Source organism: Micromonospora sp. NPDC023644 (assembly GCF_040640115.1).
Lineage (GTDB): Bacteria > Actinomycetota > Actinomycetes > Mycobacteriales > Micromonosporaceae > Micromonospora.
The window spans coordinates 31,543-55,111 of sequence record NZ_JBFABA010000035.1 but is presented as its reverse complement, the minus strand read 5'-3'; the positions used below and the strand labels follow the sequence as shown (position 1 = coordinate 55,111).

The window sequence follows — 23,569 nt, the reverse complement described above, 5'->3', positions numbered from 1 at the left end:
TAGCCGCGCCGCCGGGGGCGGAAACGCGGATCAGCCGGAAGCGACCTCGGTCACCCCGCGCGCCTCGGCGACGATCCGCTCATACGCCCCGGGGTCGGTGGTGAACGCCCCGAGCCGGACGGTCTTGTGCGTGCCGTGGAAGTCCGACGAGCCGGTCACCACCAGGCCCAGCTCGTCGGCCAGGGCCCGGACGTGGGCGCGCTCGGCCGGGGAGTGGTCCTCGTGGTCGGCCTCCAGCCCCGCCAGCCCGACGGCGGCCAGGTCGGCGATCAGCTCGTCGGGCGCGATCCGCCCCCGCCGGGTGGCCCGGGGGTGGGCGAAGACCGGCACGCCGCCCGCCGCGCGGACGAGCCGGACCGCGCGGAAGACGTCGATGTCCTCCTTGGGCAGCCGGTAGCGCTCGCCCAGCCAGTCCGGCCCGAACGCCTCCGTGGTGGTGGCCACCAGGCCGGCCCGGATCAGCGCCTGCGCGATGTGCGGCCGGCCCACGGTCCCGCCGCCCGCGCCGGTCAGGATCTCCGGCCAGCTCACGTCGATCCCGTCGGCCCGCAGCAGCGCCACGATCCGCTCGCCCCGCTCCTCCCGGGCGGCCCGCACCCGGGCCAGTTCCGCGACGAGTTCCGGGGCGTCCGGATCGAACAGGTACGCCAGCAGGTGCAGCGGCAGCGCCGGCTCCTCGCCGTACCACCGGCAGGAGAGCTCCGCGCCCCGCACCAGGCTGAGCCCGGCCGGCAGCGCCTCCAGGGCGGGCGCCCAGCCGGCCGTGGTGTCGTGGTCGGTGATCGCCACGACGTCCAGCCCCGACTCCGCCGCCGCCCGCACCAGCTCGGCCGGGCTGAGCGTGCCGTCGCTGGCCGTGGAGTGGGTGTGCAGGTCGATCCGGGGTGCCGCGCTCATCGGCCCGACGCTACCGGCCGGCGGCCCGCCCCGGACACGCGGGCGCGGTCAGGAACGGCGGTCGCCGCCCACCGGCACCGGGCGTGCCCCGGCGGGCAGGCCGTCCACGGGCGCGGAGCGGGCCGCCTCGCCGTCGAGCGCCCGGCTCACCTCGATCCGCACCAGGGCGCCGGCCGCGTCGGAGTAGTGGACCGTCCCCTGCGGCGTCCAGGCCACCGGCCCGGCCACGGGCGGACCGGCCGGGTGGGTCGCCGGTGCGGGGGCGAGCCGGTCCAGGTCGACCAGCACCGCGCGGTCCTGCGGGCCCGCCTTCCCGTTGGCCAGCAGCCACCGCCCGTCGGCGGAGACCCCGCCGGCCCCGTCGCCGGCCAGCGCGGGCCCGCAGCCCGTCCGCACGGGCGCGAGGTCCCGGGCCGGGTCGAGCAGGGCGACGCAGGGCCGGCGGGGGGTGCCGGCGGACACCAGCGCGACCGCCAGCCCGTCGGGGCGGGTGCCGTAGACGTGCAGGGCCTTGTCACCCGCGCCGCGCGGCGGGCCCGCCGCCGGGCGCCACAGGGCGTGCCCGGGCCGGCCCGGGTCCAGGCGGACCACGACGGTGTCCCCGGCGAAACCGACCGGCACCGCGCCGGGCGGCGACGGCGTGCGAGCCACGGCCACGACCTGGCCGCCGACGATGCCAGCGACGACCAGGTCCGCCCCCTCCCGCCAGGCGACCTGCCGCCCGTCCGGGCTGAGGACGATCTCCCGGGCCCCGGCCAGCAGCAGGTGTGCCGCGCCGTTCGGCAACACGATCCACAGCGAGCGGCCGGCCGCCGTCGACGCGCCCACCACCGCCCAGCCGGCCCCCTCGGGGAGCCGCTGGGCGCGCTCGGCGGCCGTGCCCACGTCGGGCAGGGCGATCCGCTGCCCGCTCGCGGTGACCAGCACGTCGCTGAGGACGAGGTCCACCTCGCCCCGACCCGGGTCGGGCCGCGGGGCGGCCGACAGCTGCGGGGCCGGGTCCGGCAGTGGCGAGGCGTACGGGTCACCGAGCACCACCGTGGGATGGGTGGGCCGTCCGGGCTGCTGCCCCAGCTGCGCCATCCCGGCGCTGACCGTCACGGTGGCCACCGCGGCGAGGGCGATTCCGGTCAGCGTCCGCCGGCGCCGGGACCGGTCGGCCCGCCGGATCGCGAGTCCCGCCGGGTCGGCGACGAGCGGGCGCGCGACGGCCACCCGGCGGGCGAACGTCTCCCGTACCGCCTGCTCCAGCTCGTCCTCGGTCACGGCGAATGGACGCGTCGGGCCGTCGGTCCGGTTGTCACCACGGCCCACCGGACGGCTCACCGGTGCTCTCCGGCGCCGGCCGGGTAGGCGTCCTGCCGGCCGCGTCGCTCGTCGCGGCCGTTACGCGGCCCCGCCCCGACGCCGGCCCGCGCGCCCGAGGCCACGGGCACCGGGTCGCCCGCCGACTCGTCCGCCGGCTCGGCGGCCGAGATGGCACGCCCGGCGTCCGTGGCCGGCACGGTGGCCGCCACGGGGGCTGGCTGCGCCGGCAGCTCGGCCGCGGGACCGCCCGGGACGGCGGTGCCGGCGCTCCCCGACCTGCGCGGGACGGCGGTGCCCGACCGGTGCGGGACGGCGGCGGTGGCGCCGTCCGGCCTGCCCGCCGTGGCTGGCGCGACGACCGGCGGCGGGGCGTTCGTCGCCGCGACCACGGCCGCCGCGTCCTCGCCCACCACCATCGTCGGCGCCCGGTAGGCCGCCGACGGGCTGACCGGCACGCCGCCGGGCGCGGGAGCGGGCCGGTCGCCGTGGGCGGGAGTGGATCGGTCGCCGTGGGCGGGAGTGGATCGGTCGCCGTGGGCGGGAGTGGATCGACCGGCGCCGCCCTGGGCGGACCGGGCGGTGCCGTCGGCCCCCGGGGGCGCCGGGGTCGGGTCGGCCCCGGTCGGCAGATCGAGGGCGGCCTCGGCGCCCATCCGGCGACGCAGGGTGCCCAGGGCGCGCGAGGTCTGGCTCTTGACCGTGCCCGGCGAGATGCCGAGCAGGGCGGCGGTCTGGGCCTCGGACATGTCCTCGTAGAAGCGCAGCACGAGCACCGCCCGCTGCCGGCTGGGCAGCGCGCTCAGGTGGCGCCAGAGCAGGTCCCGGTCGAGCTGCTGCTCGATCTCGTCGACCCCGGCCCGCTCCGGCAGCACCTCGGTGGGGCGTTCACCGTGCCAGCGCCGACGCCACCAACTGGTCGATGTGTTGATCATGACCCGGCGGGCGTACGGCTCGATCGCCTCGATCCCGCCGAGCCGCCTCCAGGCCAGGTACGTCTTGGTCAACGCGGTCTGCAACAGGTCCTCGGCGGTGGCCCAGTCCCCGCTGAGCAGGTAGGCGGTGCGCAGCAGAGCGCTGGAGCGGGCCGCGACGAAGTCGCGGAACTCCTCCTCCAAGGGATCCCTGCTCGCCACCAGCCACCTCCGCACCCCGTTCCCCTGGCAGGTTGCCATGCCCGGGGTGGTCGAAGCGACGGCGAATGGTGCGCAGTTCCTCCGATGTTCGGACGAAAAGTTTCACGCCCCGTCGTCGGCCTTGGCCTCGTCGGCCTCCTTGCCCAGCCGCGCCTCGACCGCCTGCGGCTCGTACATCTCCTCGACGACGCGCAGGTAGAGCTCGTTCGGGTTGGGCAGGTTCTTGATCTCGCGCAGCGCCTGCTCCTGGCCGGCGGACTCCAGCACGAACGTGCCGTAGTTGAGCGCCCGGCCGGTCGGGGTCTGCTCGTACTTCATGTCGGTGACCCGCACCAGCGGCATCATCGCGACCCGCCGGGTGATGATGCCGTTGACGACCATCACCCGCTTGTTGGTCAGGATGAAGCGGTCGTACCACCAGTCGGCGACCTTCCAGGCCACCCACCCCATCACGGCGAACCAGAGCAGCACCGCGATCGTGGTGAGCGCGCCCACGTCCTGCCCGGCGAGGAAGCCGGAGAGGTAGCCGAGCACGAAGGTCGCGGCGATGCCGACCAGCAGCGGGGTGGAGAGGTGGATCCAGTGCCGCTTCCACTCGCCCCGGTAGCGCTCGGTCGGGAAGAGGTAGCGCGCCACCAGGGAGCTGGGCTCGTCCTCCAACGGCAGCACCCGGCGCGGCGCCATGCCGGCGGCGTCGGCCCGCAGACCGGCCAGCTCGTCCTCGGAGATCTGCGGCGGCTGGTAGCCGGCCTCCGGGTCACGGACCCAGGCCCGACCGGACCGCCCCTCCCCGGCGTACGCCGGGCCGTCGCCGAAGCCGGCGTCGTCCGAAAGGGAGGGGCCGTCGGAGAGGCCCGGACCGGTGCCGTAGCCCGGCCCGTCGTCGGGGCCGAGCCGGGGGATCGGCTCCGTGTCTCGCTCCCGGCGCTCCCGATCGGGATCGTCGGGATCGAAGGGTGGACCGGAGGGGTTTCCCATCGGCGGCTAGGCGACGAGGCTGGTGAAGAAGTCGCCGAACCCCTGGGCGATGTCCATGATTCCGCCGCCCAGTGACTTGAACACGTCCGCCGCAGAATTTGGCCGGTATGCGACGAAGAAGATCAAGAATGCGATTCCGGCCCAGGTGAGGACCTTCTTGACCATGGCGGGCCATCCTCTCGCGCGGCGCCGGGTCCCATTACCGCAGCGGCACCCAGAGTATCAGTGTGGTGTCGTACAGTGAATATCTGCGTCCGTTCTCCGACATTCCGGGACGCCTGTCAAGCCCTGAGGCCCGTCAAGCCTTCCCGTGCAGATACGGAGACGGTGCGCCGTACACGAGTTCGGGCGGTGTCCACTCGGTCAGGTCGTGCAGCACGACGTCTTCCGCGAGCAGGTGTCCCGCACTCGCCGGCCAGGCTATCGCATGGAGCCACAATCCCCGAGCCTCGCCGGCGTACGCGCTTCGATCCGTCGGCGAGTTCACGAGCCACAGTGGAGTGGGATGACCGGCCACCTTGATCCTGGCCTGCCCGACGTGCTCCGGATGCCCCGGCCCGGGATCGGTCAACGCCTGCGCGAGTTCCGGGCCCGGGTCCGGGCCGGCCAGCCCCGCGAACCGGGTGCCCAAACCGACGCCCGGCTCCTCGGCCACGAAGACCAGGTCCGCGGGACCGCCGCCGAGCGGCTCCGGTCCGGCGCAGGCGACCGCCGTGGCACGCACCCCGGTGCGGTCGTCGCCCGCGTACGCCACGCCGGTCATGGTCCAGCCCGTCGGCAGCGGCCAGGGGCACCACAGCGGCGTCCTCGGCCGGGCCGGCGGGTCGGCCGCGGCGGAGATCCGCTCCACGACGCTGGCCACGATCTCCGCCCCGATGTGCTCGGGCACCCGCAGCGGGGGCACCGGCCCACAGTCCAGGCAGCGCGACTCGGTGTGCATCAGGTCCGGCGCCCGCACCGGCCCACCACATTTCGGGCAACTCACCGCGACACTCACCATCCCACCGTCGCCCCGTCGCGCCGCCCCGTCAAGCGGAGCGCCGGTTTCGGTGCCGCCGGACGGCGTCGCACAGCCGGCGCACCGGGCCCGTTCAACGGTGCCGCCGCGCCACCGGCCACGCCTGACCCACCGGGTCCGGCGTGCGACACCCATACCGCCGCGCGCGTCGGGCGGACCGCATCGGGTCCGTTCAGCCCGGCGGCGGCCCGGCGTGCGCGCGGATCCAGGCGTGCATGGCGATGCCGCTGGCCACGCCGGCGTTGATCGACCGGGTGGAGCCGTACTGGGCGATGGAGAAGAGCTGGTCGCAGGCGGCACGCGCCGGGTCGGAGAGACCCGGGCCCTCCTGCCCGAACAGCAGGACGCAGCGCCGGGGCAGGGTGGCGGTCTCCAGCGGCCGGGAGCCGGGCAGGTTGTCGATGCCGACGACCGGCAGCTCCCGCCCGGCCGCCCAGGCCACGAACTCCTCAATGGTCTCGTGGTGCCGGACGTGCTGGTAGCGGTCGGTCACCATGGCGCCGCGCCGGTTCCACCGCCGACGGCCGACGACGTGCACCTCGGCGGCGAGGAAGGCGTTGGCGTTGCGGACGACCGTGCCGATGTTGAAGTCGTGCTGCCAGTTCTCGATCGCCACGTGGAAGTCGTGCCGCCGCCGGTCCAGGTCTTCCACCACGGCCTCGCGCCGCCAGTAGCGGTACCGGTCGACGACGTTGCGCCGGTCGCCCTCGGCGAGCAGCTCGGGGTCGTACCGCGGGTCGTCCGGCGGATCCCCGGGCCACGGTCCCACGCCGACGTCGAGCTGGTCTCCGGTCACGGTCACGCAGGGTACGGCCCGCAGGCCACACCCCGGGCCGCGACCCCGGCGCGGGCACCGGTCCGGGCGGGCCGGAGCGACCCCGGTGGGCCGGGGCGGCTCAGCGCAGCCCCAGCGCGTCGCCGAGCCGGTCGAGGAAGCGGCGGTCGGCGGGGGCCGGCGGCAGTCCCGGGGCACCGGCCGTGGCCGCCCGGCACACCCGGGCCGCCACCGACTGCACCCACTGCCGGTACGCGGCCGAGTCGGCGGGATCGGCGCGCCGCCGCAGCACCCGGGTGGCGGCCCGGCAGGCGGCGAGCAGGTCCACCACGTCGGCGAGGCGGTCGGCGGAATCGGTCGCCCCGTCGTGCCGGGCGTAGATGGTGGCGACCACGGCGCGTACGAGATCGCTGTCGAAGGCCCGGCCGGCCGCGACCGCGTCCAGGCCGGCGAGCCCGGCGGCGACTCCGGGGCGGGGCCGTCCGGGGCCGGGCGCGGCGGCGGCCACGATCACGCGGCCGGGCAGGCTGGTCAGCAGATCCCACTCGGCGGCGGAGTAGACGGCGGTGGTCAGCGGTGCGGCGCGGCGGCCGGCAGAGGACGGCTCTCCGGCGACGGAGTGGCTCATGGGGACCTCCGGCGCCAGCATATGCCCCGGATGGGAAAAAGGGCCCCTACCACCCGGAACCCGGATGAGAAGGGGCCCGTCGGTCAGCGCGGCTCGGGGAAGCTCGGCCGCTCCGGATCTACGCCCTCGGGCACCGTCGTCGCCGCGTACTCCTTCTTCGGGACCATCACCCGGCGGCGGAAGACGCACACCATGGTGCCGTCCTGGTTGTAGCCCCGGGTCTCCACGGAGACCACGCCCCGGTCGGGCTTGGAGGACGACTCGCGCTTGTCGAGGACCGTGGTCTCGCCGTAGATCGTGTCGCCGTGGAAGGTGGGCGCCACGTGCCGCAGGGACTCGACCTCGAGGTTCGCGATGGCCTTGCCGCTGACGTCGGGCACCGACATGCCCAGCAGCAGGGAGTAGATGTAGTTGCCGACCACCACGTTGCGCTTGAACTGGCTCGCCGTCTGGGCGTAGTGCGCATCCATGTGCAGCGGGTGGTGGTTCATGGTGAGCAGGCAGAAGAGGTGGTCGTCGTACTCGGTCACCGTCTTGCCGGGCCAGTGCCGGTAGACCGCGCCGACCTCGAACTCCTCGTAGTAGCGGCCGAACTGCATCCTTGTCCCCTTCGACGGGCGGCGATGGAGTTCGGCACAGCATGCCTTATGGAGTGTTAAGGCGATGCGCGGGGCGCGTGGCGTGCGGGAATGTCACACCCGCCACAACCGGGGGGAGACGCAATGAGCGGCGGGGCCCTCCCCGGCACCCGCCGCCCACGCTCTGATGCGGACGATTCTGCCGCACGGAGAGGCGGATCGAACAGAGACGGAGGTCACATTTACCTTTTCGTAACACTACTCTCCGTGTCCGACCGTCCGGGCCGCAGCGACCTCCGCACGCCGGATAGCCGCTTGTCAACCGCCTGATTGCTCATTCCTGCCGGTCAATCGTGTCGATCTCCCTGGAAACGCTCCCATCACGTCCGGTCACGCAAATGCGTCATGCACTTGCGTACCGCAACGGCTAGTGGGAACAATCCTCATCGATGGAAGCGCGGCCAGCGCAACGCCGTGACGAGCACGTTTCGGCGGGGGCGGGTCGGGAATTCCACGCGGTACGCCCTGGTTCCACCAGACGTAGCTATTCCGCGCCGATCGGAGACTTTCATGGCAACCGTAGAGCTGACCACGGCAAACTTCGACGAGGTGACCGGCAGCGACGGCATCGTGCTGGTCGACTTCTGGGCCGACTGGTGCGGCCCGTGCAAGCGGTTCGCCCCGGTCTACGAGCGCTCCTCCGACAAGCACTCCGAGATCGTGTTCGGCAAGGTCGACACCGAGGCGCAGCAGGAGCTGGCCGCCAAGTTCGACATCCGCTCGATCCCGACCATCATGGCGATCCGCGACGGCGTCATCGTCTTCGCCCAGCCCGGCGCCCTCCCCGAGTCCGCCCTGGAGAACCTGATCGAGCAGGTCCAGGCGCTCGACATGGACGACGTCCGCAAGAAGCTGGCCGGCCACAGCCACTGAGCCGGAGCGCTCCACGACGGCCGGGCCCCGACGGGCCCGGCCGTCGTCGTACACCTGCGGCGGCAAAGGGGGGCGAAGGGCCGCTCCGCTGGCCCGCCGGCCAGCGGGAAGTGACCGTCGGAGGGACCCGGGCCGGGCGGTACATCCCGTATCGTCACGACCCGATGGAAACCTTGACCACCCGCGGTCGCGCCGCCCGACTCGCCGCCACCGCCCTCGGTCTGGCCGTCCTGCTGGTCGGTACCGTCTGGGGCACCGACGACCACTTCCCGTTCGGCCCGTTCCGGATGTACTCCACGTCCAACCCGCCGAACTCCCCCGCCCCGGACACCCGCGTCGAGGGCGTCGACAGCGGCGGGACGGTCGTCGACCTGGGCGAGAGCGCCACGGGCATCCGCCGGGCCGAGATCGAGGGCCAGCAGGACCGCTACGCCGCCGACCCCGCGCTGCTCGCCGAGGTCGCCGACGCGTACGCCGAGCGCCACCCGGGCGCGGCGGAGCTGGTCGAGGTCCGCATCGTCGTCCGCTGGCACGGCATCCGCGACGGGCGGCCCACCGGCCGCTGGACCGACGAGACCGTGGTGGCCTGGCGGGCGGACCGATGAGCCGCTGGTTGACCGAGGCGGTGCCCCGGGGCCGGGTGGCCGCCTTCCGCACGCTGATCTACCTCTTCGTCGCCGCCGACCTGGTCGTCTTCACCCCCTGGGTGCGTACCCGGGTGGCGGTGCCCGGCGAGCTCTACCAGCCGCTGCTGGTCGGCCGGCTGCTGCCGCTGCCCACGCCGACCCCGACGCTGGTCGCCGTGCTCTTCTGGGCCCTGCTGCTGCTCGCCCTGCTCGCCGCGACCGGCCGGGCGCCCCGGCTGCTCGGCTGGACGGTCTTCGCGCTCTACTTCGAGTGGATGATCGTCGCGATGAGCTACGGCAAGGTCGACCACGACCGGTTCGGCATGCTCGTCGCGCTGGCCGTGCTGCCCACCGCCGGCCGGGCCCGGCACGGCGACGCCACCCGCACCGAGGCGGGCGGCTGGGCCCTGCGGGTCACCCAGATCGCCGTCATCTGCACGTACTTCCTGGCCGCCTGGGCGAAGCTGCGCTTCGGCGGGCTGGACTGGCTCACCGGCTCGGTGCTGGCCAGGGCCATCATCCGGCGCGGCACCGAGCTGGCCGACGTGATCGCCTCGGTGCCGTACCTGCTGATCGTCGCCCAGTTCGGCATCGTCGCCTTCGAGCTGCTCAGCCCGGTGGTCTTCCTGCTCAGGGAGCGCTGGCGACTGGCCACCGTGGGCTTCTTCTACTCGTTCCACCTGGTCACCATCGCGACCATCACGATCTCGTTCGCCCCGCACCTCGCCGCGATGACCAGCTTCCTGCCGCTGGAGCGGGTCCGGCCGGTGGTCTGGGCCCGCCGGCTGCTCGCCCGCCGGGGGCGGGACACCGGGTCACCCGCCGGCGCCGCGCCGGCACTCGCGGGTCAGGCGTCCGCGGCCGGGCGACCGGACGGTCCGTAGAGGCGCTCCCGCGCCTCCTGGGGCAGCGCGCAGGCGGCCGTGCCGCCGGGCAGCCGGTGCCGGTTGCGGGCCACCCAGCGGTACGCGGGCCACGCGACGGCACGCACCGGGGGGAACCGGAGGCCGGCGCCCGCGACCCGCCAGAGCGGACCGCTGTCGCCGAGCAGCCGCGCGATGGCGTCCGGACCGGCCGCGCGGGAACCGTCGGCGCCCACCCACTGCACCGCCTCCTCGCACTCGGCCTCGCTCAGGCCCAGCGCGTCGAGGTCGGCGAACTGCCACGGCACCACGCGGACCCCGGTCGGGATGCGCCGGTCGATGAACTCGGCGCACCGGGTGCAGAACGCGCAGTCCCCGTCGTAGACGAACGTCGACCTCTCCATGCCCCCATCCTCCACCCGCCGACCGTGGGCGGGGCGGCCAGGTGGGCGGGAACACGGCGGGTCGCTTGCGCTCCGCTCGTACGCGTGTTCGAATGATGGCCATGCGCTGGGACAACCTCGCCGCTCCCCCGGACGAGGGGGTCCCGGACCGGGCAGCGCCAGCGACACCACCCCTGCCGCTGGCGCTGCCTGGCGCGGTCGCCCGCACCTTCGACACGCCGGGCTTCGCCGGCATGACGTTCTACGAGGTGCAGGCCAAGTCGATCATCAACAGGGTGCCCAGCGCCTCCCGCGTCCCGTTCGAGTGGACGATCAACCCCTACCGGGGCTGCTCGCATGCGTGCGTCTACTGCCTCTCGGGCGAGACGCCGATCCTCATGGCCGACGGACGCACGAAGCCGATCAGCGAGCTGGAGATCGGTGACCGGATCTACGGCACCCGGCGCCGTGGTGCCTACCGTCGCTACGTCGTCACCACGGTCCTGGCCAGGTGGTCGACGGTGAAGCCGGCCTACCGGGTCACCCTGGAGGACGGCACGACGCTGATCGCCAGCGGCGACCACCGGTTCCTCTCCGACCGCGGTTGGAAACACGTGACCGGCGCGATGAACGGCGCGGGGCAACGCCCCCATCTGACGACGAACAACCGCCTGATCGGCACCGGCCGCTTCGCCACGGGCCCGAAGGACTCGGCCGACTACCGGCGGGGCTACCTCTGCGGAATGATCCGTGGTGACGCGAACCTCGGCACCTACCGCTATTCCTACGGGGTGGTGCACCGGTTCCGCCTGGCGCTCGCCGACGAGGAGGCACTGGGTCGCACGAAGCGCTTCCTCGACAGTGCCGGGGTGGAGACGGCCAGCTTCGCGTACACCCCGGCAAGTGCGACGCGACGAGCCATCTCCGCGATCCGGACGTCCCGGCAGCGCTCGATCGAGGCCATCACCGCGCTGGTGCGGTGGCCCGACGATCCCACCGACGACTGGCGGCTGGGCTTCCTCGCCGGGATCTTCGACGCCGAGGGCAGTTGCAGCCGGGGCGTTCTCCGGATCAGCAACAGCAACGACAAGATCCTCGACCAGACGTCGGCGGCGCTGAGCCACTTCGGCTTTACGAGCGTGGTCGAAGATCCAGGCCACGCGAACCGCGTACGGAACATCCGGCTGACCGGCGGACTGCGCGAACGGCTACGGTTCTTCCACCTGACCGACCCGGCCATCACCCGGAAGCGGTCGATCGACGGAGCGGCGCTGAAATGCCAGGCGGCGCTCCGGGTGGTCGGTGTCGAGCCCCTCGGGCTGGAACTGCCCCTCTGGGACATCACGACCGGCACCGGCGACTTCATCGCCGACGGCGTCGTGAGCCACAACTGTTTCGCGAGAAACACCCACACCTACCTCGATCTCGACACGGGCGCGGACTTCGACCGGAAGATCATCGTCAAGGTCAACGCCGGTGAGTTGGTCCGGCGGGAACTGGCCGCGCCGCGCTGGCGGGGCGCGCCCGTCGCGATGGGCACCAACGTCGACTGCTACCAGCGGGCCGAGGGGCGCTACCAGCTCATGCCGCAGATCATCGCGGCGCTGCGCGACTTCGCCAACCCGTTCTCGATCCTCACCAAGGGCACGCTGATCCTGCGGGACCTGCCGCTGCTGCGTCAGGCCGCCCAGGTCACCCGGGTCGGCGTGTCGTACTCGGTGGGCTTCGTCGACGAGCGGCTCTGGCGCGCCGTCGAGCCCGGGACCCCCAGCCCGAGGCGGCGGCTGGACGCCGTACGGGCGCTGGCCGACGCCGGCTTCGACGTGGGGGTGCTGATGGCGCCGATCCTGCCCGGGCTCAGCGACGACGACGCCTCGATCGACGCGACCGTGGCGGCCATCGCCGCCGCCGGGGCGGCCAGCGTGACGCCGCTGGCGCTGCACCTGCGGCCGGGGGCCCGGGAGTGGTACGCGCGCTGGATCGGCCGCGAGTTCCCGCACCTGGTTCCCCGCTACCGCGAGCTCTACCGCTCCGGCGCGTACGCCCCGCAGTCCTACCAGCGGGAGCTGACGGCGCGGGTACGCATCGCGGCCCGCCGCCACGGGCTGCACCGGGGCGAGCGCGGCGACGACCGCCGTCCGCCCGACCCGGCGCCCGTGCCGCCGGCCGCCGAGCAGCTCACCCTCCTGTAGACGGTCGCCGATACGCTGCCGGCGGGCGGGAAACGCCGCGGGAGTACGCCCGACTGCGCCGCGCGCTCGCGGGCGGGGGCTGAGCGGCGGGGTTAGAGTCGGCGGGTGCGCTCCGCTCAGCAGATCCTCGCCGACTCCGCCGTGATCGCCGTCGTGGGCGCGTCCCGCGACCCACGCAAGGCCGCACACAGCGTGCCGTTGCAGATGCAGCGGTACGGCTGGCGGATCATCCCGGTCAACCCGACGGCCGACGAACTCTTCGGCGAGCGGGTCTACCGGTCCCTGGCCGACATCCCGCACCCGGTGGACCTGGTCGACGTCTTCCGCCCGGCTGAGGACGCGGTCGAGGTGGTGCGCGAGGCGGTGGCGATCGGCGCACCGGCGGTCTGGTTGCAGCTCGGCATCGTCTCGGCCGAGGCGCGGCGGATCGCCACGGAGGCGGGCGTCGACTACGTCGAGGACCGCTGCCTGATCGTCGAGCGCGCCGCCGCCGGCCTGACCCGACTGGGCTGAGCGGGCGTACGGCGGGCGACACCGGCGACGTGCCGGTGCCGCCCGGGCGGCGGGGACGGGGACGGCGGTGCCGCCGGGGACGTCAGAGCTTGTACTCCTTGAGCAGGCCCCGGGAGATGATGGTCTTCTGGATCTCCGAGGTGCCCTCGCCGATGAGCAGGAACGGGGCCTCGCGCATCAGCCGCTCGATCTCGTACTCCTTGGAGTAGCCGTAGCCGCCGTGGATGCGGAACGCCTCCTGGACGACCTCGGCGCAGTACTCCGAGGCGAGCAGCTTGGCCATGCCGGCCTCGACGTCGTTGCGCTGGCCGGCGTCCTTGAGGCGGGCGGCGTTGACCATGAGGGCGTGGGCGGCCTCGATCTTGGTGCCCATCTCGGCGAGCTTGAACGCGATGGCCTGGTGCTTCGCGAGCGGCTGGCCGAAGGTGCGGCGCTGCTGGGCGTACGCGACGGCGAGCTCGAAGGCGCGGATCGAGATGCCGCAGGCGCGGGCGGCCACGTTGACGCGGCCGACCTCGATGCCGTCCATCATCTGGTAGAAGCCGCGGCCGACCTTCTCCGCGCCGCCGAGGACGGCGGACTCGGGGACGGTCACCCCGTCGAGCACCATCTCGGTGGTCTCGACGCCCTTGTAGCCCATCTTGTCGATCTTGCCGGGGATGGTCAGGCCGGGGGCGGTCTCGCCGAAGCCGGGCTCCTTCTCCAGCAGGAAGGTGCTCATGTTGCCGTAGACGGAGTCGGCGCCGGTGTCGGTCTTGACCAGGGTGGCCACCACGGAGGAGTACGCCCCGTTGGTCAGCCACATCTTCTGGCCGTCGATGACGTACCGGTCGCCGTCGCGCACGGCCCTCGACTTGATCGCGGAGACGTCGGAGCCGCACTCGGGCTCGGACATCGAGAAGGCGCCGCGCACCTCGCCGGTGGCCATCCTCGGCAGCAGCCGGGCCTTCTGCTCGGCGGAGCCGTGCTGGGAGATCAGGTACGCGACGATGAAGTGGGTGTTGACGATGCCGGAGATCGACATCCAGCCCCGCGACAGCTCCTCCACCACCAGCGCGTAGGTGAGCAGGGACTCGCCGAGCCCGCCGTACTCCTCGTCGATGGTGAGGCCGAAGAGGCCCATCTCGCGCATCCCGTCGAGGATGTCGCTCGGGTACTCGTCGGCGTGCTCCAGCCGCTGCGCGTGCGGGATGATCTCCTTGTCGGCGAACTCCCGGACGGTTTCCAGGATCGACCGCTGCACATCGGTCAGGCCGGGCGTCTGGGCGAGTCGGGCCATCTCAGCCTCCGGTTGGTCGCGCCTTACTCATGGGTAACTGAACGCTTGGTCAGTATTGGCCGCCCGGCGGTCGAGGCCAAGGTGACCAGTCCACACAACCGCTGTGAAAAGGTTCACCGCTGCGGGTAGCGTCCGGCAAGAGGACGCGATCCGCCACCGGCAGGAGAAGACCGTGAGCCAGCCACCGTCGTCGGGGCCGCCCGATCCGGACCGGCCGCCGTCGCCCTGGGAGCCGCCGGCGGGGCACGACCCGTCGCGGTACGAGCCACCCTCGGAGCCGCCCGCCCCCGAACCGCCGTCGTACGGCCCAGCCGGCCACGAGCAGCCGGGCTACGAGCAGCCGGGCTACGAGCCGCCCAGCTACGAGCAGCCGGGCTACGGGCAGTCGTCGCACGAGCAGCCGTCGTACGGGCAGCCCAGCTACGAGCGCCCCGGCGAGCCGCACGGCCAGCAGTGGGCGCACCAGCCCCCGTACACCCCGCAGGTGCCCTACGGGCAGTACGGCCCGCCGTCCGGTCCCCGGCCCGGCGGGACGAACGTGCTGGCCATCCTCTCGCTGGTCTTCGCGTTCGTCTTCTCCCCGGCCGGCATCGTGCTCGGGCACCTGGCCAAGCGGCAGATCCGCAGGACGGGCGAGGAGGGCGACCAGCTCGCCACGTGGGGGCTCATCCTCAGCTACGTCATCACCGGGCTCGGCGTGCTGGCCTGCTGCGGTTGGATCGCGCTGTTCGTCGTCGCCGGCAACAGCGACCCCACCTACTGAGCCCGGGGATCAGCGGAACTCGGCCTCCCGGACGCTGTTGCCGCCGTCCACCACCAGCATCTGCCCCGTGATGTACGAGGCGGCCGGCGAGCAGAGGAAGGTGATCGCCGCGGCCACCTCGTCCGGGGTGCCGGGGCGCCCGACCGGGGTGCCGAGGCCCTGCCTGATCTCCGCCACGGTGGAGGCCGCGGTGTGGATGGTGCCCGGCGCGACCGCGTTGACGGTCACCCCGTCGGCGATCATCTCCATCGCCAGCGCCCGGGTCAGCCCGACCACGCCCGCCTTGGCCGCCGCGTAGGCCGCCTCGGTGGGCAGCGCGTTGACCGGCCCGGCGGTGGCCGCCAGGTTGACGATCCGGCCCCAGCCCCGCTCTGCCATGCCGCCGATGAAGGCGCGGCTGCACAGGAACGCCGTGGTGAGGTTGCGGTCGATCTCGCCGCGCCACTCGTCGTAGCTGAGCTGGGCGACCGGGCGCAGCACCTCGGGGCTGGCCCGGCTGGCCAGGCCGGCGTTGTTGACCAGCACCTCCACGTCCCCGAGCTGCTCGGCGACCGCGTCGGCGAGCGCGCCCACCTCCGACTCGTCGGTGAGGTCGGCGACGAAGCCGGTCACGCCCAGCTCGCCGGCCCGTTCGTGGATGCGTCGGGTGGTGGAGACGATGGCCACCCGGGCGCCGAGGTCGGTCAGCCGGCGGGCCGTCGCGTACCCGATGCCGTCCGGGCTGCCCGCGCCGGTGACCAGGGCGACCTTCCCGTCGAGCCGCATGGTCACCGGGTCCGGCAGCGGCGCGGGCTCGTCGGTGCCGGCGGCGCCCGCCTGGGCGGCGGCGCGGGTGCGCCGGGCCACGCCGGGGCGGCTCGCGTCCCGTCTCGGTCGGCTGCCGGAGCGGTCCGCGGCTCGCGCGTCAATCACCATGCCAGGATCCTGCCCGCTTCCTCCGGCCCGGGCAACGCGGCACACCCGGTGGCGACGCCACGGGGTTTGGGCAGGGCTGACTACCCTGACGGGCGCACCCCGCACCCTACGGAGCAGACGAATGACATATCCCCCGCCCTCCGGCGGCTGGAACGACCCGGCGTGGTCGGGCCAGCAGTCGAGCCCACCCGCCGACCCCGCCCTCCCGGTGAGCGGTCAGCCCATCCCCACCCAGCCCACCGGCGCCGATCCGTACGCGCCGGCCGACCCGTACGCCCCGGCGGACCCTTACGCGGGCGGCGACCCGTACGCCGGGATGCAGCAGGCCTCCGGGCAGCCCGCCCCCGCCGCCTACCCGCCGGCCTACCCGAACTACGGCTACGCCCCGCCGCAGAAGACCAACGGCCTCGCCATCGCCGCCATGGTGCTCGCTCTGGTCGGCATCGGCTCCTGCGTCACCGCGCCGATCGGCGCGATCCTCGGCCACGTCGCGCAGAAGCAGATCCGGCAGACCGGTGAGGGCGGCGAGGGCATGGCGAAGGCCGGCATCATCGTCGGCTGGATCATCACCGGCCTGTACCTGCTGGTGATGCTCTTCTACGTGGCGATCATCGTCTTCGCGATCACCCAGGCCGACACCAGCGGCACCGGCTACTGACCCGACGGTGCCGCCCCGGCGTGGACCGGGGCGGCACGGATGGTCGGAAGGACGGGCCTACTCCCCCGGCGGGGTGAAGGACGAGGTGCGGGTCATGCCCGCGGCCCGGCCCTTCGCCGCGACCACGAGGGCCATCTTGCGCGACGCCTCGTCGATCATCTCGTCGCCGAGCATCACCGCGCCGAGCCGGCCGCCCGCCTCCGACGTGTAGTGCTCGTAGGCGTCGAGGATCAGCTCGGCGTGGTCGTAGTCGGCCTGGGCCGGCGAGTAGACCTCGTTCGCGGCGTCGAGCTGGCCCGGGTGCAGCACCCACTTGCCGTCGAAGCCGAGCGCCGCCGAGCGCTTGGCCACCTCGCGGAACGCGTCCACGTCGCGGATCTGCAGGAACGGGCCGTCGATGGCCTGCTTGTCGTGCATCCGGGCCGCCATCAGGATGCGCATGAGGATGTAGTGGTAGGGGTCGCCCGGGTAGTCCGGGATGAGCGCGCCGACCACCAGGGACTTCATGTTGATCGAGGCCATGAAGTCGGCCGGGCCGAAGATGATGGTCTCGACCCGGGGCGAGGCGGCCGCGATGGCGTCCACGTTGACCAGGCCGGCGGCGTTCTCGATCTGCGCCTCGATGCCGATCCGGCCGACCTCCAGGCCGAGCGTCTTCTCCAGCTGGGTCAGCGTCATGTCGAGCCACTGCACCTGGGCCGCGTTCTGCACCTTCGGCAGCATCACGCAGTCGAGGTTGGCGCCGGCCCCCTCCACCACGTCGATGACGTCCCGGTAGGTCCACGGCGTGGTCAGGTCGTTGACCCGGACGACGCGGGTCTTGCCCGACCAGTCGCCCTCGTTGAGCGCCGCGACGATGTTCTTGCGGGCGTCGGGCTTGGCCAGCGGGGCGACCGCGTCCTCCAGGTCGAGGAAGACCTGGTCGGCCGGGAGCCCCTGGGCCTTGCCGAGCATCTTGACGCTGGAGCCGGGTACCGCGAGGCAGGACCGGCGGGGGCGACCGACTGCGGCCATGGATGCGCTCCTTCCAGCGTGCGGAGGGCACGCCGACGTCACCTGACGAGATTGCGAGGGCTTGACGATCCCCCCAAGGGTCTTTGTGACGCCACGGTAACCTCGTGCCGTGACCGGGGTGAATGGACCTGTGGAAGATCTCACTGGGCGTCGACTCGTGGTGGTGACGGGGGCCAGTTCGGGCATCGGCCTGGCGGCTGCCGTCGACCTGGCGCGCCGCGGTGACCAGGTGGTACTGGTCGGTCGGGACCCGGCCCGGCTCCAGGCCGCGGCGGAACAGGTCCGGGAGGCGGCCGGCGAGCGACCGGAGCTGTTCCGGGCCGACTTCGCGGTGCTCGACGACGTCCGCCGGCTGGCCGGGAAGCTGCGGGAGGCGTACGACCGGATCGACGTGCTCGCCAACAACGCCGGGGCGATCGTGCTCCAGCCCCTCACCACGGTCGACGGCTTCGAGCTGTCGATCCAGGCCAACCACCTGGCCCCTTTCCTGCTCAGCACCCTGCTGCGGGACCGGATCGGCCGGATGGTGGTCACCGCCTCCGGCGCGCACCGCAGCGGCGTGCTCGACCCGGCCGACCTGAACGCCCCGCTGCGCCGCTACCGGCCGATGCAGGCGTACGGCACGAGCAAGCAGGCGAACATCCTCTTCGCGGCCGAGGCGGCCCGGCGCTGGCCGGAGATCCCTGCGTACTCCTACCACCCTGGGGTGGTGCGCAGCCGGTTCGGCAACGACAGCCGGCTGGTCGCCCTCGGCATGCGGTTCCTGCCGTTCCGCAGCCCGGAGAAGGGCGCCGAGACGCTCGTCTGGCTGGCCAGGCAGGACCCGGCGCGGCTGATCACGGGCGGCTACTACGCCGACCGGCGGCTGCGCCGGCCGCTGCCCAAGGCGGCCGACCCGCAGCTCGCCGCCCGGCTCTGGACGGCCAGCGCCGAGGCGGTCGGCGTCGCGGCGTGACGGTGTCGGCCGGGGCGCTGCCATACTCCGCCGCATGACGACGGGGAACGGCACCGACACGCACGACGGGCCCGCGGGGACGGGCGGCGACGGCACCCTGCGGGTGCTGGACCGGGACAAGGAGCTCCAGGCACGGCTCGACGCCGAGCTGACCACCTTCAACAACCGGGCGACCGGCGCGGACGACGAGGCCGGCCTCGTCGTCCGGGTCGACGACGCCGACAGCGAGCTGGTGGCCGGCCTCACCGGGTGGACCTGGGGCGGCTGCGCCGGGATCGACATGATGTGGGTGCGCGAGGACCGCCGCGCCGAGGGCTGGGGCGGCCGGCTGCTGCGCGCCGCCGAGGACGAGGCCCGCCGGCGCGGCTGTACGGAGATCTCGGTCTCCTCGTTCTCGTTCCAGGCCCCGGAGTTCTACCGGCGGCACGGCTACCTCGACACGGGTCGCCGGGAGGGCATCCCGGGCGGCCACGTCGACCACCACTTCGTCAAGTCGCTGGTCACCGACCCGGCCGCCGCCGTGCGCCTGGTGGCGCTGGTCGAGCTGGCCCCCGACGCGGTCGAGGCCGGCCGGCGGTACGAGGACGCGGTGCTCGGCCTGCTCGGGAGGCACGGCGGGCGACTGGAGCGCCGGCAGCGCACCGGCGACGGGCGTACGGAGGTGCACCTGATCCGGTTCGACAGCCGCGACGGCTACGCCGGCTTCCTGGCCGACCCGGAGCGGGTGGCGCTGCGCGGCGAGCTGGGCGACGCCGCCCCGACCACCCGGGTGCTGGAGGTCCACGAGGTCTGAGGCGGTCCCCGCCGATCCGGCGCGGGGCTGTGTTCACAGTGGACTTGCTGATACGGTGCGTTGCAGTGATCATCGCCGATCAGTGAGGGGAGAGCGCACATGACCGAGCAGGTTGAGGCCTTCGAGCCGGTGGCGTCCGACGACTACGACCAGGAACTGACGTGCCTGGAGCCGCCGGTCGAAGCCTGACCAGTCGTGCGAGTCCGTGTGTCGCGGCTGGTCGTCTTCCTGTGGCGAGACGGTCAACTGGTCTGCGACGATCCGCTGAGGCACCGGCAGTTCGCGTTGACTGTTGAGGCGGAGAGGCTGCTGCGCGACTACGCCGACTGGGCCGAGCTCGACGGCCGGCTCGCGCAGCAGCTTCTCGACGCCCACGTCCTCGTCGCCGAGGGTTCGCCGGAACACGCCCGGGAGGAACGCCTCGGCGCCTGGCGCGACCTGGGACCGGCCGCCACCTACTACCACCTGGCCAGCCGTACGCTCGGCAGCGACGTCTTCCGCTCGGCGGCCGAGGACGCCGCGGTGCTGCGCGCCAAGACCGGCCAGCCGGACCCGGTCAAGGAGTACGACGGGCCGCGGATCGCCCTGCCCCGCGCCGACCCGCCCGCGGTCGACTTCACCAGGGTCCTCGACGCCCGGCGCTCGACGCGCTGGTTCGACCCGAATCGCCCGGTGCCGCTGTCGTCCTTCGCCGCCCTGCTGCGCTGGACGGCCGGCGTCCGCCGCGAGGTGGACGTCTCGGGGGTCGGGACGGCGCTGCTCAAGACCGTTCCGTCCGGCGGAGCCCGTCATCCGGTCGAGGTCTATCCGGTGGTCCGCGACGTCGAGGGGCTGGAGCCCGGCGTCTACCACTACGCGGTGCGCCGCCACGAGCTGGTGCGGCTCGCCGCCGCGGGTGGCGAGGACGAGCTGCGCGAGTGGTGCGGTGGGCAGCCGCACGCCGCCCAGGCCGGCTTCCTGCTGATGTACGCGGCGGTGCTCGACCGGACCGTGTGGAAGTACCCGGCCGCACGCGCCTACCGTGCGCTCCTGCTCGACGTCGGTCACCTGAGTCAGACCGTGTACCTCACCGCGACCGCGCTCGGCCTCGGGACGTTCTTCACCGCCGCCACCCGCGACGCGCCCGTCGAGGACGCCCTCGGCCTGTCCTGGCCGGACGAGATCTTCCTCGGCGTGTCCGGCGTCGGCGTGCCGCACCCCGCCGAGCGGGAACGCCAGGCGGCGATGCTCGCCGGCGGCGACGCGGCATTCTCCTTCCCCCCGGACGCCTGGCACGGACGCGGCGAATGACGCCGACGGTGACCGTCGACCTGGCCCGGCTGGACGCGAACATCTCGCGCTACGGCAGGCGCGTGGCCGAGGCCGGCGTCGCCCTGCGCGCACACGTCAAGGGACACCGGACCCCCGAGATCGCCGCGCGGCAGGTGGCCGCGGGCGCCGTGGGCGTCGCGGTCCACTCCGCGGCCGAGGCCATGGCCTACCTGGAGGTGGGCGTGACGGACGTGGCAGTGGCGTGGCCGTGGCGCGATCCGTGGCGGTGGACCAGGTTCGCCCAGCTCGCGCGGCACTGCGCGGTGACGGTGCACGTGGACCACCCGGACGCGGTGGCCGGGCTCGGCGCGGCGGCCGAGGCCCACGGCGTCGAACTCGGCGTACGGATCGAGGTCGACACCGGCCTGCACCGGGTCGGCGTCGCCCCCGACGCGGCCGGGGAACTCGCCGCCACGGTCGCGCGGACGCGCGGGGTGCGCCTGGCGGGCGTGACCGGGTACGTGGGGCTCACCGACGCCGCCGCCGCGCGCGACCGGGTCGGGCTGGGCCGCCGCCAGGCGAAGCTGCTGGTGTCGGTCGCGGCGCGGATCCGGGCGGCCGGGTCGCCCTGCCCGAGCGTGAGCGTCGGCGGCACACCGACCCTGTCCGGCGCGCTGGACGTGGCCGGCGTGACCGAGGTGTGCGCGGGCGCCCACGCGCTGCTCGACGGCGGGTTCGCCCGGCTGGGCGAGTGCGACCCCGAGGCGGTCGCGATCGCCGTCACCACGACCGTCACCGGCAACGACGGGCGGGTGCTGCGCACCGACGCCGACGCGCTGCTCGCGGGCGCCGACCAGACCTGGATGAGCGGTGTCGTGATGACCGCCCCAGACGGCGCGCCGGTCTCCCCGGCCGCGGTGTCGGTGGGCGACGAGCTGCGGGTGCTGCCCGGGCACGTGTGCCCCGTGGTGGCCCGCCGGCCGCTGCTGCACGTGCTCGACTCCGGCGAGCCGGTGGCGCGGTGGCAGGCGCTGGTCCGCCCGGACCGGGCATGACCGACGCCGTCGCGTCCGTGGACCGCCCGGCGGACCCGCTGCGCGAGCGCCGGTTCGTCCTGTTCGCCACCGCGCGGACGATCTCCGTCTTCGGCAACGCGATGGGGCCGCTCGCGCTGACCTTCGCCGTGCTCGACCTGCCCGGCGGATCGCCCCCGGCGCTGTCGCTGGTGCTCGCCGCGATCTCGGTGCCCCGGATCGCGCTGATGCTGCTCGGCGGCGTCATCGGCGACCGGCTGCCGCGGCACCGCGTACTGGTGGCGGCGGAGCTGATGTGCGGCACGGCGTACGGCGCGATGACCGTCCTCGTCCTGACCGGGCGGGCGAGCGTCGTCGCCCTCGCCGTCTGCGCGGCCGTCGCCGGCACCGCCTCCGCGCTGCTGCTGCCCTCGCTGAACGGGCTGACCGCGCAACTCGTCGCGCCGCAGGCGCGGCAACGCGGCAACGCCGTGCTGCGGCTGGGCACGAACACCGCCACGGTGGCGGGATTCACCGCGGGCGGCGCGCTGATCACCTGGCTCGGGCCGGGCTGGGCGCTGGCCCTCGACGCCGCGACGTTCGCCGTCGCCGCCGGGCTCCTCGCGCGGCTGCGCCTCGCCGGCGCGGCCCGGCCGGCCAGGCGGGACCTGCCGGCCGAGCTGCGCGACGGCTGGCGGGAGTTCGTCCGGCGGCGCTGGCTGTGGCAGGTCGTGCTCGCCGCAGCCGTGATCAACGCCGCCGTCGGGGTCACCTTCGGGCTCGCCGGGCCGTTGCACGCCAGGGCGCACCTGGGCGGCGCGGGCGCGTGGTCCGGCGTCCTGGCCGGGTACGCGGTGGGCATGTTCGCCGGTGTGCTGGTCGCGATGCGGATCAGGACGACCCGTCCCCTGCGCACAGCCGTACTCGCCGTGTCGCTGCTGGGACTGCCGGCGTTGCTGCTCGGATCCGGTGCCGCGCTGCCGTTCGTGATCCTCGCCGCCGTGCTGGCCGGGGTGGCCTTCGACGTCTTCGGGGTGCTGTGGGAGACGACCGTCCAGTCCGAGGTGCCGACCGAGGCGATGTCCCGCGTGAGCGCGTACGAGTGGCTGGGGGCGGTGGGACTGGGACCGCCGGTCATGATCGCCGCCGGTTTCGTCGTACCCGCGATCGGCGTGCGGACGACCCTGCTCGGTCTGGCCACGGTGATCTTCATCGCCGCGCTCGTCCCGTTGGCCAGCTCCCCCGTCCGGCACTACGAAAGGCAACTCGATGGCCGAGTACGTTGACGCCTTCGTCACGGCGTATGACCGCTTCTGGGCGCCGTACCCCGAGCGGATGGGCGACGCGTGGCTGCGGCTGCACGCGCACGTCGCGCCCGGATCGGAGCGGAGCCTGCTCGACGTCGGCTGCGGTACGGGCATCGTGGCCGCCCGGTTCGCCGCCGCCGGCTACCGGGTCGTGGGGGTGGACGTCTCCCCGGCGATGATCGCCCGCGCCCGGGAACGGCTGGCCGGCACCGACGCGGTGCTGCTGGCCGCGGACGCCGCGGACTTCGAGGTGCCGCGACCCTGCGCGTTCGCGGTCTCCACCTACGACATCGTCAACCACGTCGGCGGGATCGACCGGGTCCGCGCCTACCTGCGCTGCGTCCACCGGGCGGTCGCTCCGGGCGGCTGGTTCGGCTTCGACATGTCCACGGTCAAGGGCCTCCTCGCCGACGTGCCACCGGTCACGCGGCAGGACGGGACCGTCTCGGTGGTGGTGGCGCGGGGCCCGCTCGACGGTGACCGCCGCCCGCTGCACGTCACCGGTGAGCTGCGCGCCGAGGACGGTCGCGCGACCCCCTTCGCCACGACGATCACCAACACCGCCCATCGGGTGGCCGACGTGCTGTCCGCGCTGGCCGACGCCGGCTGGGTGACGAGCCACGTCGCCGCCATCGACGACCTGCTCACCCCCGTACCGGACCCGGAGGCGCTGCCCAGGGTCGCCGTGGTCGCCCGACGCCCCTGACCGCCGCCACCCGACCCCCTGCCGGCGCCCGGGCGCGGCGAGGGACCGGGGCGGCGGGCCCGGCTGCCGGCCCTGCGGACGGACCGGGGT

26 protein-coding genes are annotated in these 23,569 nt (G+C 73.9%); 13 read left to right on the top strand and 13 right to left on the bottom strand.

From position 1 onward, the window contains the following. Positions 1–30: 30 nt before the first annotated feature. The 9 genes from AB0G08_RS21965 to AB0G08_RS21925 all read right to left on the bottom strand — a co-directional run bounded on the left by AB0G08_RS21965 (position 31) and on the right by AB0G08_RS21925 (position 7,336). Entirely contained in the window at positions 31–897 is an 867-nt protein-coding gene (locus AB0G08_RS21965; protein WP_358090938.1) for a PHP domain-containing protein, read from the bottom strand. A 48-nt stretch (positions 898–945) separates the two neighbouring features. After that, a complete protein-coding gene (locus tag AB0G08_RS21960) occupies positions 946–2,163 on the bottom strand; it encodes a hypothetical protein (RefSeq protein WP_358090935.1) in 1,218 nt (405 codons plus the stop codon). Positions 2,164–2,219: 56 nt separating this feature from the next. After that, the gene (locus AB0G08_RS21955; protein ID WP_358090932.1) at positions 2,220–3,338 is read right to left on the bottom strand and encodes a SigE family RNA polymerase sigma factor; all 1,119 of its coding nucleotides are present in this window, start codon (positions 3,336–3,338) and stop codon (positions 2,220–2,222) included. A 102-nt stretch (positions 3,339–3,440) separates the two neighbouring features. Beyond that, positions 3,441–4,316, bottom strand: coding sequence for a PH domain-containing protein (locus AB0G08_RS21950; protein WP_357875652.1), 876 nt, complete (start codon positions 4,314–4,316; stop codon positions 3,441–3,443). Positions 4,317–4,322: 6 nt separating this feature from the next. After that, positions 4,323–4,481 (bottom strand): hypothetical protein, encoded by a 159-nt coding sequence (locus AB0G08_RS21945; protein WP_007455302.1) that lies wholly within the window; start codon positions 4,479–4,481, stop codon positions 4,323–4,325. A 133-nt stretch (positions 4,482–4,614) separates the two neighbouring features. Then, positions 4,615–5,316 (bottom strand): DUF6758 family protein, encoded by a 702-nt coding sequence (locus AB0G08_RS21940; protein ID WP_358090929.1) that lies wholly within the window; start codon positions 5,314–5,316, stop codon positions 4,615–4,617. A gap of 190 nt (positions 5,317–5,506) precedes the next feature. Next, positions 5,507–6,130: an RNA methyltransferase gene (locus AB0G08_RS21935; RefSeq protein ID WP_358090926.1), complete on the bottom strand. Its 624-nt coding sequence runs from the start codon at positions 6,128–6,130 to the stop codon at positions 5,507–5,509. Positions 6,131–6,230: 100 nt separating this feature from the next. Then, positions 6,231–6,758 (bottom strand): hypothetical protein, encoded by a 528-nt coding sequence (locus AB0G08_RS21930; protein ID WP_358090924.1) that lies wholly within the window; start codon positions 6,756–6,758, stop codon positions 6,231–6,233. A gap of 62 nt (positions 6,759–6,820) precedes the next feature. Beyond that, positions 6,821–7,336, bottom strand: coding sequence for a MaoC family dehydratase (locus AB0G08_RS21925; protein ID WP_357875644.1), 516 nt, complete (start codon positions 7,334–7,336; stop codon positions 6,821–6,823). A 549-nt stretch (positions 7,337–7,885) separates the two neighbouring features. Between AB0G08_RS21925 and trxA the strand changes: the two genes are divergently transcribed. The 3 genes from trxA to AB0G08_RS21910 all read left to right on the top strand — a co-directional run bounded on the left by trxA (position 7,886) and on the right by AB0G08_RS21910 (position 9,758). Beyond that, positions 7,886–8,248 (top strand): thioredoxin, encoded by a 363-nt coding sequence (gene trxA / locus AB0G08_RS21920; protein ID WP_357875642.1) that lies wholly within the window; start codon positions 7,886–7,888, stop codon positions 8,246–8,248. Between the two features lie 164 nt (positions 8,249–8,412). Then, positions 8,413–8,853 (top strand): hypothetical protein, encoded by a 441-nt coding sequence (locus AB0G08_RS21915; RefSeq protein WP_358090921.1) that lies wholly within the window; start codon positions 8,413–8,415, stop codon positions 8,851–8,853. Continuing rightward, positions 8,850–9,758: an HTTM domain-containing protein gene (locus AB0G08_RS21910; protein ID WP_358090917.1), complete on the top strand. Its 909-nt coding sequence runs from the start codon at positions 8,850–8,852 to the stop codon at positions 9,756–9,758. Before AB0G08_RS21915 ends, AB0G08_RS21910 begins: the two co-directional genes overlap by 4 nt. Here AB0G08_RS21910 and AB0G08_RS21905 read toward each other — a convergent pair. After that, positions 9,722–10,141 carry a DUF393 domain-containing protein gene (locus tag AB0G08_RS21905; RefSeq protein ID WP_358090914.1) on the bottom strand — a complete coding sequence of 140 codons (420 nt, stop codon included), beginning with the start codon at positions 10,139–10,141 and terminating at the stop codon, positions 9,722–9,724. The genes AB0G08_RS21910 and AB0G08_RS21905 overlap by 37 nt on opposite strands. A 92-nt stretch (positions 10,142–10,233) precedes the next feature. Between AB0G08_RS21905 and AB0G08_RS21900 the strand changes: the two genes are divergently transcribed. After that, on the top strand, positions 10,234–12,312 hold the full coding sequence (locus tag AB0G08_RS21900; protein ID WP_358090911.1) for an intein-containing Rv2578c family radical SAM protein: 2,079 nt from the start codon (positions 10,234–10,236) through the stop codon (positions 12,310–12,312). A 105-nt stretch (positions 12,313–12,417) separates the two neighbouring features. After that, complete coding sequence (locus tag AB0G08_RS21895) at positions 12,418–12,825, top strand: CoA-binding protein (protein WP_358090908.1); 408 nt, start codon at positions 12,418–12,420, stop codon at positions 12,823–12,825. An 82-nt stretch (positions 12,826–12,907) separates the two neighbouring features. Here AB0G08_RS21895 and AB0G08_RS21890 read toward each other — a convergent pair whose 3' ends face one another. Further along, entirely contained in the window at positions 12,908–14,104 is a 1,197-nt protein-coding gene (locus AB0G08_RS21890; protein WP_358090905.1) for an acyl-CoA dehydrogenase family protein, read from the bottom strand. Between the two features lie 172 nt (positions 14,105–14,276). Here AB0G08_RS21890 and AB0G08_RS21885 point away from each other — a divergent pair, with 172 nt between their 5' ends. Further along, the gene (locus tag AB0G08_RS21885; RefSeq protein ID WP_358090901.1) at positions 14,277–14,867 is read left to right on the top strand and encodes a DUF4190 domain-containing protein; all 591 of its coding nucleotides are present in this window, start codon (positions 14,277–14,279) and stop codon (positions 14,865–14,867) included. 9 nt (positions 14,868–14,876) lie between these two features. Here the strand turns inward: AB0G08_RS21885 and AB0G08_RS21880 are convergent, their stop codons facing one another. Further along, positions 14,877–15,782 (bottom strand): SDR family NAD(P)-dependent oxidoreductase, encoded by a 906-nt coding sequence (locus tag AB0G08_RS21880; RefSeq protein WP_357875624.1) that lies wholly within the window; start codon positions 15,780–15,782, stop codon positions 14,877–14,879. Positions 15,783–15,903: 121 nt separating this feature from the next. On the opposite strand from AB0G08_RS21880, the gene AB0G08_RS21875 reads away from it, so the two are divergent. Continuing rightward, positions 15,904–16,440 (top strand): DUF4190 domain-containing protein, encoded by a 537-nt coding sequence (locus AB0G08_RS21875; protein ID WP_358090898.1) that lies wholly within the window; start codon positions 15,904–15,906, stop codon positions 16,438–16,440. Positions 16,441–16,497: 57 nt separating this feature from the next. Here the strand turns inward: AB0G08_RS21875 and AB0G08_RS21870 are convergent, their stop codons facing one another. Continuing rightward, positions 16,498–17,454 (bottom strand): CoA ester lyase, encoded by a 957-nt coding sequence (locus AB0G08_RS21870; protein WP_358090895.1) that lies wholly within the window; start codon positions 17,452–17,454, stop codon positions 16,498–16,500. Positions 17,455–17,584: 130 nt separating this feature from the next. On the opposite strand from AB0G08_RS21870, the gene AB0G08_RS21865 reads away from it, so the two are divergent. The 6 genes from AB0G08_RS21865 to AB0G08_RS21840 all read left to right on the top strand — a co-directional run bounded on the left by AB0G08_RS21865 (position 17,585) and on the right by AB0G08_RS21840 (position 23,479). After that, positions 17,585–18,409 (top strand): SDR family NAD(P)-dependent oxidoreductase, encoded by an 825-nt coding sequence (locus AB0G08_RS21865; protein ID WP_358090892.1) that lies wholly within the window; start codon positions 17,585–17,587, stop codon positions 18,407–18,409. A 34-nt stretch (positions 18,410–18,443) separates the two neighbouring features. After that, complete coding sequence (locus AB0G08_RS21860) at positions 18,444–19,202, top strand: GNAT family N-acetyltransferase (RefSeq protein WP_358090889.1); 759 nt, start codon at positions 18,444–18,446, stop codon at positions 19,200–19,202. Between the two features lie 195 nt (positions 19,203–19,397). Next, complete coding sequence (locus AB0G08_RS21855; RefSeq protein ID WP_358090886.1) at positions 19,398–20,492, top strand: SagB family peptide dehydrogenase; 1,095 nt, start codon at positions 19,398–19,400, stop codon at positions 20,490–20,492. Next, positions 20,489–21,508 (top strand): alanine racemase, encoded by a 1,020-nt coding sequence (locus tag AB0G08_RS21850; protein ID WP_358090883.1) that lies wholly within the window; start codon positions 20,489–20,491, stop codon positions 21,506–21,508. Before AB0G08_RS21855 ends, AB0G08_RS21850 begins: the two co-directional genes overlap by 4 nt. Further along, on the top strand, positions 21,505–22,752 hold the full coding sequence (locus AB0G08_RS21845; RefSeq protein WP_358090880.1) for an MFS transporter: 1,248 nt from the start codon (positions 21,505–21,507) through the stop codon (positions 22,750–22,752). Before AB0G08_RS21850 ends, AB0G08_RS21845 begins: the two co-directional genes overlap by 4 nt. Next, positions 22,736–23,479 carry a class I SAM-dependent methyltransferase gene (locus AB0G08_RS21840; RefSeq protein ID WP_358090876.1) on the top strand — a complete coding sequence of 248 codons (744 nt, stop codon included), beginning with the start codon at positions 22,736–22,738 and terminating at the stop codon, positions 23,477–23,479. Before AB0G08_RS21845 ends, AB0G08_RS21840 begins: the two co-directional genes overlap by 17 nt. The last annotated feature ends 90 nt before the right edge of the window (positions 23,480–23,569 follow it).

Coding starts and splice junctions, on each gene's coding strand:
- AB0G08_RS21965 (WP_358090938.1), bottom strand. CDS start 897: ATGAGCGCGGCACCCCGGATCGACCTGCACACCCACTCCACGGCCAGC.
- AB0G08_RS21950 (WP_357875652.1), bottom strand. CDS start 4,316: ATGGGAAACCCCTCCGGTCCACCCTTCGATCCCGACGATCCCGATCGG.
- AB0G08_RS21945 (WP_007455302.1), bottom strand. CDS start 4,481: ATGGTCAAGAAGGTCCTCACCTGGGCCGGAATCGCATTCTTGATCTTC.
- AB0G08_RS21940 (WP_358090929.1), bottom strand. CDS start 5,316: ATGGTGAGTGTCGCGGTGAGTTGCCCGAAATGTGGTGGGCCGGTGCGG.
- AB0G08_RS21930 (WP_358090924.1), bottom strand. CDS start 6,758: ATGCTGGCGCCGGAGGTCCCCATGAGCCACTCCGTCGCCGGAGAGCCG.
- AB0G08_RS21925 (WP_357875644.1), bottom strand. CDS start 7,336: ATGCAGTTCGGCCGCTACTACGAGGAGTTCGAGGTCGGCGCGGTCTAC.
- trxA (WP_357875642.1), top strand. CDS start 7,886: ATGGCAACCGTAGAGCTGACCACGGCAAACTTCGACGAGGTGACCGGC.
- AB0G08_RS21915 (WP_358090921.1), top strand. CDS start 8,413: ATGGAAACCTTGACCACCCGCGGTCGCGCCGCCCGACTCGCCGCCACC.
- AB0G08_RS21910 (WP_358090917.1), top strand. CDS start 8,850: ATGAGCCGCTGGTTGACCGAGGCGGTGCCCCGGGGCCGGGTGGCCGCC.
- AB0G08_RS21905 (WP_358090914.1), bottom strand. CDS start 10,141: ATGGAGAGGTCGACGTTCGTCTACGACGGGGACTGCGCGTTCTGCACC.
- AB0G08_RS21900 (WP_358090911.1), top strand. CDS start 10,234: ATGATGGCCATGCGCTGGGACAACCTCGCCGCTCCCCCGGACGAGGGG.
- AB0G08_RS21890 (WP_358090905.1), bottom strand. CDS start 14,104: ATGGCCCGACTCGCCCAGACGCCCGGCCTGACCGATGTGCAGCGGTCG.
- AB0G08_RS21880 (WP_357875624.1), bottom strand. CDS start 15,782: ATGGTGATTGACGCGCGAGCCGCGGACCGCTCCGGCAGCCGACCGAGA.
- AB0G08_RS21875 (WP_358090898.1), top strand. CDS start 15,904: ATGACATATCCCCCGCCCTCCGGCGGCTGGAACGACCCGGCGTGGTCG.
- AB0G08_RS21870 (WP_358090895.1), bottom strand. CDS start 17,454: ATGGCCGCAGTCGGTCGCCCCCGCCGGTCCTGCCTCGCGGTACCCGGC.
- AB0G08_RS21860 (WP_358090889.1), top strand. CDS start 18,444: ATGACGACGGGGAACGGCACCGACACGCACGACGGGCCCGCGGGGACG.
- AB0G08_RS21850 (WP_358090883.1), top strand. CDS start 20,489: ATGACGCCGACGGTGACCGTCGACCTGGCCCGGCTGGACGCGAACATC.
- AB0G08_RS21845 (WP_358090880.1), top strand. CDS start 21,505: ATGACCGACGCCGTCGCGTCCGTGGACCGCCCGGCGGACCCGCTGCGC.
- AB0G08_RS21840 (WP_358090876.1), top strand. CDS start 22,736: ATGGCCGAGTACGTTGACGCCTTCGTCACGGCGTATGACCGCTTCTGG.